Source organism: Stenotrophomonas sp. STEN013, from assembly GCF_056760355.1.
Window position 1 is genome coordinate 231,719 of sequence record NZ_JBRREO010000005.1, and the last position, 10,933, is coordinate 242,651.

The 10,933-nt window shown below is 65.5% G+C and carries 7 protein-coding genes; 5 read left to right on the forward strand and 2 right to left on the reverse strand.

From position 1 onward, the window contains the following. The first annotated feature begins 128 nt into the window (after nt 1–128). The 5 genes from ACVOMH_RS12455 (at nt 129) to ACVOMH_RS12475 (ending at nt 9,508) form a co-directional block, all read left to right on the forward strand. Nucleotides 129–3,299 (forward strand): TonB-dependent receptor, encoded by a 3,171-nt coding sequence (locus tag ACVOMH_RS12455; RefSeq protein WP_481552166.1) that lies wholly within the window; start codon nt 129–131, stop codon nt 3,297–3,299. A gap of 101 nt (nt 3,300–3,400) precedes the next feature. Continuing rightward, nucleotides 3,401–4,645 carry a redoxin domain-containing protein gene (locus ACVOMH_RS12460; protein WP_481552167.1) on the forward strand — a complete coding sequence of 415 codons (1,245 nt, stop codon included), beginning with the start codon at nt 3,401–3,403 and terminating at the stop codon, nt 4,643–4,645. Next, nucleotides 4,629–6,746, forward strand: a complete 2,118-nt coding sequence (locus tag ACVOMH_RS12465) for a protein-disulfide reductase DsbD family protein (protein ID WP_481523243.1) — start codon at nt 4,629–4,631, stop codon at nt 6,744–6,746. The genes ACVOMH_RS12460 and ACVOMH_RS12465 overlap by 17 nt, the downstream gene beginning before the upstream one ends. 57 nt (nt 6,747–6,803) lie before the next feature. After that, complete coding sequence (locus ACVOMH_RS12470) at nt 6,804–8,168, forward strand: M16 family metallopeptidase (protein ID WP_481523244.1); 1,365 nt, start codon at nt 6,804–6,806, stop codon at nt 8,166–8,168. Beyond that, nucleotides 8,165–9,508: a M16 family metallopeptidase gene (locus ACVOMH_RS12475; protein ID WP_481552168.1), complete on the forward strand. Its 1,344-nt coding sequence runs from the start codon at nt 8,165–8,167 to the stop codon at nt 9,506–9,508. The genes ACVOMH_RS12470 and ACVOMH_RS12475 overlap by 4 nt, the downstream gene beginning before the upstream one ends. Before the next feature lie 70 nt (nt 9,509–9,578). Here ACVOMH_RS12475 and gloA read toward each other — a convergent pair whose 3' ends face one another. Together gloA and ACVOMH_RS12485 are read right to left on the reverse strand one after the other, a co-directional pair. Further along, entirely contained in the window at nt 9,579–10,106 is a 528-nt protein-coding gene (gene gloA / locus ACVOMH_RS12480; protein WP_481552169.1) for a lactoylglutathione lyase, read from the reverse strand. Nucleotides 10,107–10,209: 103 nt separating this feature from the next. Next, nucleotides 10,210–10,734 (reverse strand): DUF411 domain-containing protein, encoded by a 525-nt coding sequence (locus tag ACVOMH_RS12485; RefSeq protein ID WP_481552170.1) that lies wholly within the window; start codon nt 10,732–10,734, stop codon nt 10,210–10,212. Nucleotides 10,735–10,933 lie beyond the last annotated feature (199 nt).

Genomic DNA, 10,933 nt, shown 5'->3' on the forward strand with positions numbered 1-10,933 from the left:
AAATATTTTTGTCGGCGAGTACCCTTTTCGCCCCTTTGGACACACGGATGTAACAAGAGGCTGGTTTCGCATGGCGCGGAGCCGGTGGCTCGACATCCAGTCGATGGTTCACTCGGGGCGATCTATCTATGTGTTCTCGCAATAGCTTTCGTAAAAGTGTTCTGGTCCAGGCGGTCGCGGTCGCATTGCTGGCCGGTACCGGTACCGCTGCATTCGCACAGGAACAGGTAGCCGCGCCGGTGGCCGTTGAAGCTGCCTCGCGCGAGCTCGATATCCCGGCGCAGCCGCTGTCCTCGGCGCTGGAAGCCTTTGCCCAGCAGACCGGTCTGCAGATCGTCTACGGTACCGGCGCCACCGCCAGCAACGAACGTTCCGCGGCGGTGGTCGGGCGCTATACACCGGCCCAGGCACTGGAACAGCTGCTTGCGCCCACCGGGCTGGACCACCGCTTCATCAATGACAATACCGTCACCGTGCGCCCGCGCAGGGCGGCAGGCGAGGAGGTGGCCACCGCCGATCGCGCGGGTGCCGAAACGCTGGAAACCATCAATGTCACCGGCACCTACCTGAAGAACATCGATCCGGCCTCGCCGTTGATCGTGATCGACTCGCAGCTGATCGAAAGCCGCGGCTACGCCTCCATCGAGGATGTGTTGCGCAACCTGCCGCAGAACTTCTCCAACCGCACCGGCAGTTCGCGCGCGCTGGGCGAGCTCGAATACGGCAGCACGTATGGCGATGGCCAGTCCCTGCTGGGTTCCTCCGGTGCCAACCTGCGTGGCCTGGGCAGCCGCTCCACGCTGATCCTGGTCGACGGCCGGCGCCGTGCCGCCTCGGCACAGGGGCAGGGGGCCTATACCGACATCTCCTCCATCCCGGTCTCGCAGATCGAGCGCATCGAAGTGCTCAGTGACGGCGCCAGCGCCATCTACGGCTCCGATGCGGTGGCCGGGGTGATCAACATCGTGCTCAAGCAGTCCTACGACGGCACCACCGCGCAGCTGCGCCACGAGAACTCCAGCAACGGTGCCGATGTATCGCGTCTGGACCTTGCCCATACCTTCGGTTTCAAGAGCGGCCACCTCACCGCGGCCATCGGCCGTGAGCGCACTTCGCCGGCCGACGTCAATCAGCTGATCCACGTTGGTCCGGGAGGGCGCGGTGACCTGACCGATCTCGGTGGCGTCAACGGGCGTACGCGCAACAAGGGCCAGCCTGGGGTGGTGTACGAGTCGGAAGACTATGGCATCGGCTACCACTTCATGGGCGAGGTGATCGGGGTGATTCCCGGTGGCCAGAACGGGACCGCGCTGGATCCGGACAGCCTGCTGCCCTACGACCCGGCCACGGCACCGACCACCTACGAGCGGGGTCGCATCGGCGCCAAGGTCGACAACACCCATGCCCGCTTCAGCGGCGAGCACAGAATCAACGAAGACCTGCGCCTGAGCTATGGGATGAGCTATGTGCGCCAGTTGAACAAGGAGTCCTGGTCGCCGACGCTGTTCGATTTCAACCTGTTCGAGCACGGCTACAACGTCTACGTGCCCGAAGCCAATCCGTACAACAGTTTTGGCCGCGATGTGCTGGTCGGGTATTCGTTCGCGCGCGAGTTCTCGGACATGCGTCTGAGCGAGGACCAGAAGCAGACCAATATCGATGCCCATGTCGGCATCGACGGCAAGTTGCCGTTCGCCAAGGGCTGGGACTATGAGCTGACGTTCAGCGCTGGCCGCGAGAAGGGCCGTACCGATGCGCTTGCCGACCTGACCGGCTCGATGGGCATGGACGGCTACGAACGCACCCAGGCAGTCCTGCAGGGCCTGAACGTGTTTGGCGACGGGCGGGATGAGGCGGTTGTCGCGCAGAACCGCAAGCTGCTGGAGAGCCTGGTCGAGCGCTATGCCTACAACTTCCAGTCGCGCTCCAACGTGGTCGATGCGCTGACCCGCGGCGAGCTTTTTTCGTTGCCGGCCGGCAAGATCGAGGCGGCGTTCGGTGCACAGTACCGCGAGCAGAAATTTGCCCACGAGAGCAACCTGGGCGAGCGCCTGCTTGTGGAAAGCGACGGCACTTCGAAGGCGCTGTTCACCGAGATCGGCATTCCGCTGCTTAAGGACCAGCCGTTTGCCAAGCTGCTCAGCCTGACCGTGGCCGCGCGCCACGAACGCTTCCAGCAGAACGGAAAGAACGCGCTGCGTGACAGCTCCTATGGTCTTGGCCAGCTCGGCGGCTTCGATATCGAGGCGATGACCGGCACCGTCAACAACGGTGGAGACGACCTGACCGGCACCGGCACCCATGTGTCGCGCGGTTTCAGCCGCACCAGCCCGCTGGCACGCCTGTCCTGGAAGCCGCTGGAGCAGCTGCGGGTGCGTGCGACCTGGGGCGAATCGTTCCTGGTGCCGCAGGCGCAGCAGCAGTTCGGCCAGTTGACCCTGGCCGATTACACCGGCCGCCTGATGTTCGGCGGCGTGCCGCTGCCCGAGGGCGTCAGCCAGGTGGTGGCGCTGACCGGTCCCAATGTCAATCTCAAACCGCAGGTGGCAACCACCAGCACCTACGGTTTCGACTGGACGCCGGACTTTGCCAGTGGTCTGCAGCTGTCGGCGACCTACAACCAGACCAAGTTCGACAACTACATCGGCGATCCGCTGTCGGGCCTGACCCTGAGCCAGGTGTTCAGCAACCTGGAAAACATGCCCGAGGGCATGTTCACGACGGGGGAGAACGGGGTGCTGCTGTGGGACAACCGCGCCGTCAACTTCCTGGGTCGTCGTTCGCGCAGCATCGACACCGCCGCCAGCTACTACTTCGGCAACGACTGGGGTGACTGGCGCGTGGAGTTCAACGCGGTGCGTACGCTGGAGCTCAGTGCGCGCTCGTTGCCGTCATTGCCGACACTGACCTATTCGGACAGCGAGCTGGGTCCGAGCAAGTGGGCCGGCGACCTGTTCGTCGGCTGGGAAGACACCTCCTGGTTCGCCTCGCTGGGCGCGCACTACTCGGCCGCGCATCGCGTGCTGTATCCACTGTCGGCCAAGCCGATCGACTTCAACGATTTCATTCCCAACGAGAATCCGCGCACGCGCTCGGCCTCCTACACCACCTTCGATGCGCAGGTCGGCTACCGCAAGCTGCAGCGCGAGGGCTGGCTGGGCGGGGTGACGGCGCGGCTGGGCGTGCAGAACATGTTCGATCGCGCCTATCCGTTCGTCGACAACATCAACGGCTTTGTCTCCAACCGGGTGAACATCCGCGGTCGGGTGTTGTACCTGGATATCAAGAAAGAGTTCTGAGTCCCCCGGGCCCGCGCCCTGGCGGTGCGGGCCCTGTTTGCCTTCCCGCGGCCATCGTCACCGGTCATCCGGTGTGTCGTATCTGATTTCAAGGATTACTGATGAACCTGTTCTCTACTTCATTGCGTGCCGGCGTTCTTGCCGGCGCGGTTCTGCTGTCCCTGGGGCTGGCCGGTTGCGGCCAGGGCGAAGTCCCCGCACCGGTCCCGGCCGCCGCCGATGCCAAGCAGGCCTACAGCATCCGCGGCACCCTGGACGGATTGAAGGACGGTGAGGAAATAGCGTTGCTGGTGCCTTCGCAGGTGAGCGATCCGCTGGATATCACGCCGGTGGCCAAGACCACCGCGCAGGGCGGCAGCTTCGTCCTCAGCGGCACGGTCGAGCAGCCGGTACCGGCGCTGCTGCAGCTGGGCAAGCAGGGCACCGCCAAACTGGTCCTGGAAGCCGGTGAGCTGCGTATCGAAGCCGGTGAACTCGGCCCGGTGGCCAAAGGCGGGACCTATACCGAGCGTGTCTACGGCTATCTGCAGCGTCCGGACTATGTGGCCGCCTTCAAGGCCAACCGTGAAGCGAACCGCACCGCCTTCGCCAATGTCGATGAGACCGACGAGGCGGCGATGAAGCAGGCGCGTGAATCCACGGTGCCGGCCTTCACCCATCTGCACAAAGTGAAGAACGACTACGACCGCGCGCTGCTCGAGAGTGATGCGTCGGACTTGCTTAAGCTGCTGGTGCTGTCGGAGAACTACGACTGGAAGCGCTACGACCAGGCGCGTCGCGAGCAGATGCTGGCCCAGTACGCCAAGACCCTGGGTCCGCACCCGGTGATTGCGCAGATGCGGCACGCGGCCGAGGAACACCGGAAGTCCATGCAGCTGGCCGAGAAGTTCGGTCCCGGCAAGCCCTACGCCGACATCACCGCGGTGGATGTCGATGGCAAGCAGGTCAAGCTGTCCGAAGTGCTGGCCAGGAACAAACTGGTGCTGCTGGATTTCTGGGCGTCGTGGTGCGGTCCGTGCCGTGGCGAGTTCCCGCATCTGCTCAAGGTCTACCGTGAGTTCCATCCCCACGGCTTCGAGATCTACGCCGTATCGCTGGATGAAGAGAAGGAGGACTGGGTCAAGGCCATGCACGAGGAGGGCGGCACCACCGATCTGCCGTGGATCAACCTGCAGGCGCCCGGCTTTGAAGCCTCTGCCGCACAGACTTATGGCGTCACCCAGTTGCCGCAGAACTACCTTATCGCTTCCGACGGCACGATCGTCGGCGTCGGTATGCGCGAGTGGGATGTGGAGCGCGCAGTGCGTGCGCAGATCAAGAAGACTGAAAATGCGCAGGGGCTCTGAGTTGCTGTTGCGCATACTGCTGGGCCTGCTGCTGGCAGGCCTGCTGCCCGCCGTTGCCAGTGCCCAGGTGCAGGCTTCGCTGGTCGCGGTGGAACAATCGATCCAGCCCGGTCAGCCGCTGACCGTGGCACTGCGCATGGAACACCGTGAGCACTGGCACAGCTTCTGGAAGAACGCCGGTACCGGACTGCCCACGCGCGTGCAGTGGGAGCTGCCGGAGGGCTGGCACACCGGGGCGATCCAGTGGCCGACGCCGGTGCTGGTGCGCGACCGCGAGGGCAACATCACCGGGCACGGCTACGAGGGACTGCTGCATCTGCCGATACAGCTGACCGCGCCCGCGGGACTGCGGCCGGGCAGCGAGGTCGAGCTGAAGGCGACGGCCCGCTGGCTGATGTGCGAGACGGTGTGCATTCCGGGCAAGGCGCAGGTGTCGCTGCGGCTGCCGGTCAGCGCCGATGCGGCACAGGCCGATACGCAGGTGCAGGCGGCGCTGGCGGCGCAGCCGATGCCGGCAAGCAGTGACGGCTGGCAGCTGGCGGCCACCCGCGCGCCCGATAATCTGGCATTGCGGGTGCGTGCGCCGGCCGATATCGCCGAGCTGCATTTCTTCCCGGCCGACAGCTTCGTCTCCTACAAGATCCCGCAGACGATCGGCAACCGCGGCGCGCGCGCGCTGCTGAAACTGCCGCTGGATCCGGCCGAGCAGATGGCCGATGACGCGCGTCTGCGCGGGGTGCTGGCGTATACCGATACGCAGGGCGTCTACCGCGGGGTCCAGGTCGATGTGCCGTTTTCCAGCGAGGCCGAGGCGGCGGCACTGATCAGCCTGGACGATCTGGGCAACAGTGGCGAACCGGCCAGGGCCGATAGCGGGCCGGTGGCCCTGTCGATGACGGTGCTGCTGTTCGCGCTGCTCGGCGGCCTGATCCTGAACCTGATGCCGTGCGTGTTCCCGGTCCTGGGCCTGAAGGTGGTGGGTTTCATCGAGCAGGCCGGCAATGACCGTCGCAAGGTCACGCTGCACGCGCTGATGTTCACCGCCGGCGTGCTGCTCTCGTTCTGGGCGCTGGCCGGCGTGCTGGCCATGCTGCGCGAGGGCGGCCAGCAACTGGGCTGGGGCTTCCAGCTGCAGTCGGCACCGTTCGTGTTCGGCCTGACCCTGGTGATGCTGGCGTTCGCGTTGAACCTCAGCGGCGTGTTTGAAGTGGGAGTGCGCGCCACCAGCATCGGCTCGAACCTGCAGACGCGCAGCGGCATCGGCGGCAGCTTCTTCTCGGGCATGCTGGCCACGCTGGTGGCCACGCCGTGCAGCGCGCCCTTCCTGGCGCCGGCACTGGGCGCGGCACTGGCGTTGCCGACCGCGCAGGCGTTCGTGGTGTTCACCGTGATCGCGCTGGGTCTGTCGTTGCCGTATCTGCTGCTGTCGGTGTTCCCGAAGCTGGTGGATCTGCTGCCCCGTCCGGGCGTCTGGATGGTGACGTTCAAGCAGCTGATGGCGTTCCCGCTGTATGCCACCGTCGGCTACCTGGTGTGGGTGCTGGCCGGACAGTTGCAGGAAGCGGCGCTGTTCAACGTGATCGGCGCGCTCACCCTGGCCGCGTTCGCACTGTGGCTGTACGGGCGGGCCACCCGTCCGGGCGTGCAGGGAACGCGTGCCGGTATCGGCATGGGCGCCGCTGTGCTGGCGCTGGTGCTGGCAGTGGTGCTGGGCTGGCCGCGGGCACAGGCACCGGACCAGGTGCAGTGGGAAGCCTGGAGCAGCCAGCGCGTGCAGGAACTGCAGCGCGAAGGCCGCGGTGTCTATATCGACTTCACCGCACGCTGGTGCGCCACCTGCCAGGTCAACAAGAAGGTCGTGTTCAGTTCGGAACGGGTCCGCAGCTATTTCCGCGACCACAACATCGCCACGCTGAAGGCGGACTGGACCAATGCCGATCCGCTGATCACCGCGGAACTGGAGAAATGGGGCCGCAGCGCGGTGCCGTTCAACCTGGTCTACCGCGCCGACGGCAGTGCGCCGCAGGAAATGCCCGAAGTGCTGACGCCGGACATCGTGCTGGCCGCGTTTGAAACCCCCTCCCCCCGCAGGCAGGACTGAACGGTCATGTCTGGAATATCCACGCGCCTGGTGCGCACCTCGAAGAGAAAGCAACGAATGATTTCGCCACGCCTGCTGTGCGTCGGCCTTGCGTTCGGTCTGATGGCAGCTCCGGCTGCCTGGGCCGCACCGGTCAAGGTTGACGGTTTCACCCATATCAAGTCGATGGACGGCATCGACGAATACCGCCTGGACAGCAACGGCCTGAGCGTGCTGGTACTGCCCAGCCATGCCGCGCCGGTGGTCACCTTCCAGATCACCTACCGGGTGGGGTCGCGCAACGAGGTCACCGGCTCCACCGGTGGCACCCACCTGCTCGAGCACCTGATGTTCATGGGCAGCACCCACTACGACGCCAGCAAGGGCAACAGTGTCGACACCTACCTGGACCGCGTCGGTGCCGGCTTCAACGCCACCACTTCGATGGACCGCACCAACTACTACGCCACCCTGCCGCCCTCGGCGCTGGACGGCTATATCGCCATTGAAGCCGACCGCATGCGCGGCCTGCTGCTGCGCGAGAAGGACCGCCAGAGCGAAATGACGGTGGTGCGCAACGAGTACGAGCGCAACGAGAACAATCCCAACGGCGCGCTGATGAAGCTGATCTGGAGCACCGCGTTCCAGGCCCAGCCGTACCATCATCCGGTGATCGGCTGGCGCAGCGATATCGAGAACGTCTCCATCGACAAGCTGCGCGAGTTCTACGACACCTATTACTGGCCCAACAACGCCACCGTGACCGTGGTGGGCGATGTCGAGCCGGCCAAGCTGCTGGCCACCATCGGCAAGGAGTTCGGCAAGGTGCCGCGTTCGCCGCATGCCATTCCGGAGGTCTACACCACCGAGCCGGCCCAGCAGGGCGAGCGCCGCGTGATCCTGCGACGTGCCGGCGAGGCGGGCACGGTGATGATGGCGTTCAAGGCTCCGGCCGGGCTGGATGCGGACATCCCGGCGCTGACCGTGCTGGAGCTGGTGCTGCAGGGTGGCCGTGGCAGCCGCCTGTCGCGCGCCCTGGTCGATACCTCCAAAGCGGTCGGTGTTTCCGGCGGCATGTACCAGCAGCGTGATCCGAGCCTGTTCATGCTCAGCGCGGTGCTGGCGCCGGGCGTCGAGCACGCCGAGGTGGAGAAGATCATCAACGACGAGATCGGCAAGGTCGCCCGCGAAGGTGCCGCTATCGAGGAGATCAAGCGCGTGCTGGGCCCGTACCGTGCCGATGTGGCGTTCCGCCGTGACGGCACCGACCAGGCCGCCGACTCGCTCAACGAGTACATCGCACTGGGTGACTGGACCAAGTACGCCACCTTCCTGGACGAGCTGGAAAAGGTCACCTCGGATGATCTCAAGCGCGTGGCAGGCAAATATTTCAACGCAGACCAGAGCACGGTCGGCTGGTTCGTGCCGGAGAGCAGCAAGTGAAGAACCCAAAGCGCAATCTGATGTTTCCGCTGGTGCTGGCCGCCAGCTTCTGCCTGAGCCCGCTGCTGGCGCAGGCCGGTGTCGCCGACACGGCCGTGCGTGCCGAAGCCGCGGGGGTGGATCTGATCATCTATCCGATGGACGTCAAGGACGTGGTGACCATCACCGGCGCCATGCCGCTGGGGGATGCCTTCATCGCCTCCAAGTCCGACAACCCGGCGGTGCCGACGCTGACGGCGATGCTGCTGCAGGCCGGCACCCTCAAGCGTGACAAGTTCGCCATTGCCGATGCCCTGGACAGCATCGGCGCCTCGCTGTCGATCAGCCCGGGCCCGGCCCGCATCTCGGTCTACGGCAAAAGCCTCAAGCGCGACATGCCGACCGTGGTCGATGCGTTGGCCGAACAGCTGCGCGAGCCGGCGTTCACCGCCGAGGAGCTGGCCAAGGCCAAGGTGCAGCTGGAGGCGGCATTGCGCCAGGCCAGCGAGAACCCGGGCACGATGGCGCGCGAGACGCTGATGCTCAGCATCTTCCCGCGCGGCAGCTACAACGCCCCGGTGCCGCGCGAGGACATGCTCAAGGCGGTGCCGGCGGTGACGCTGGAGCAGATCAAGGCGTTCCACAGCAAGTACTACGGCCCGGAGCACATGACCCTGGTGTTCACTGGTGATGTGGATGCCAAGGCGATCGAGCAGGCGGTGACGCACGGTTTCGGTGGCTGGAGCGGTGGGGTGGATTACCTGCGCACCGCACCGGCGCGGATCAAGCCCAAGACCTTCGAGCACAGCATCGCGATGAAGGACAAGTCCAGCACCAGCGTGTTCTTCGGCCAGAGCACCGGCCTGCGCCAGACCGACGCGGACTATGTGCCGCTGATGGTGGGTGTGGACGTGCTCGGCTCGGGTTTCACCGGCCGGCTGATGGCGGCGGTGCGTGCCAAGGAAGGCCTGACCTATGGCATCGGTGGCAATCTGCTGGGCAGTGACTACATGGACGGTGGCTTCGCCATCAGCACCACCTTCGCCCCGGAACTGCTGGACAAGGGCATCGCAAGCACCCGCCGTGAACTGCTGCACTGGTGGAAGGACGGCATCACCGCCGAGGAACTGGCCGGCCGCAAGCAGGCGATGGTGGGCAGCTACCAGGTGGGCCTGGGCAACACCGATGGCATGGCCTCGGCGATCCTGGGCACCGTCGAACGTGGCGTCGGTCTGGAGTGGCTGGACAACTATCCGTCGATGATCGAATCGGTCACCCGCGAGCAGATCAACACCGCCATCCGCACCTACATCGATCCCAAGCAGATGGTGATGGTCAAGGCCGGCACCTTCGGCAAGTGATTGCCTGATTGGCAGACAACAAAGAAAACGCCGGCATTGCCGGCGTTTTCTTTTTCCATCGTCAACCCGCTCAGGCGCGCACGGTATTGGAGATGATCTCCACCCAGTAGCCGTCCGGGTCCTTGATGAAGGCCAGGCTCTTCATCCGGCCATCGCTCAGGCGCTTCTGGAACGGTACGCCCAGCGCCTCGAAGCGGGCACAGGCCGCCTCCAGCTCCGGTACCGACACGCAGAGATGGCCGAAGCCGCGCGGATCGCTGTTGCCGTCATGGTAGACCGGACCGTCCTGCTGCTCGGTGCCGTGGTTGTGGGTCAGTTCCAGCACGCCGGGAATGCCGGCCATCCACAGGCGGCGCTGGGCATCGTCTTCGGGAATGGCGGTGCCGGCCGGCACATAGGCCAGGAAGTACAGGCTGAACGCGGCCTCGGGGAAGTCGCGCTGGTCGATCAGCGAAAAGCCCAGCACGCGGGTATAGAAGTCCAGCGAAGCGGTGATGTCCTTGACCCGCAGCATGGTGTGGTTGAAGACGAAGCCGCGGGTTTCAGCCGGCGTGTCGGCAGCGACGCCGGGCTGCTCGCGCAGGGAGGAAAGGCTCATGGAAGCTCCTTGAGGGGGAATGCACAGGGCGCAGGCCTGTATTTTACGTGCGCTTCCCGGTCGCCGGATGACGGCGGCCGTAACCGCCGTCGTCCCGATCCACTCAGGGGTGCTGCGAGAAGACGCTCACGCGGCCGTCCATTTCCAGCAATGCGACGGTGAACGGCTGGTGGTAGCCGTCCGGGGATTCCATGCCCGGCGAGCCGATCGGCATGCCGGGCAGTACCAGGCCGCGCGCCTGCGGACGTTCGGCCAGCAGCTTGCGGATCGCATCGGCGGGCACGTGGCCTTCCACCACGTAGCCATCAATCTCGGAGGTGTGACAGGAGTACATGCCTTCGCCGATGCCGAGGCGCTGTTTCACCGCGAGCATGTCGCCGGTGTCGTGGATTTCCACCGGAAAGCCGGCCGCCTGCATGTGTTCGGCCCAGCCGCCACAGCAGCCGCAGTTCGGATCCTTGTGGACTTTCACCAGTGGCAGGCGGTTCTCTGCCGGCGCCGCTGTGGCTGTCCCGGCAGGGGGAGAGGCGGTGCCGGAAGCCGCCGGCGGGGCGGCGTTGCAGGCACTGATCAGCAGCATGCTGCCGATCAGTACGACCAGGGGAAACGCTGTTGAACGGATGATCATGGAATCTGCTTCCTGGAGGGCACCACGCGCTGTACGGACGTGATGCGGAATACGGTAGGGAACATGTCGAGGTAGCTGCTGGCTGTGGCGCGGGGCCGGGCGCGGGGGCCAGCCCCGCCCCCCCCCCAAAAAAACAAACCCCCCCCCGCGCCCCCCCCCCCCACCCCGACCACATATCCCCCCACGCCCAGCCGGGAGG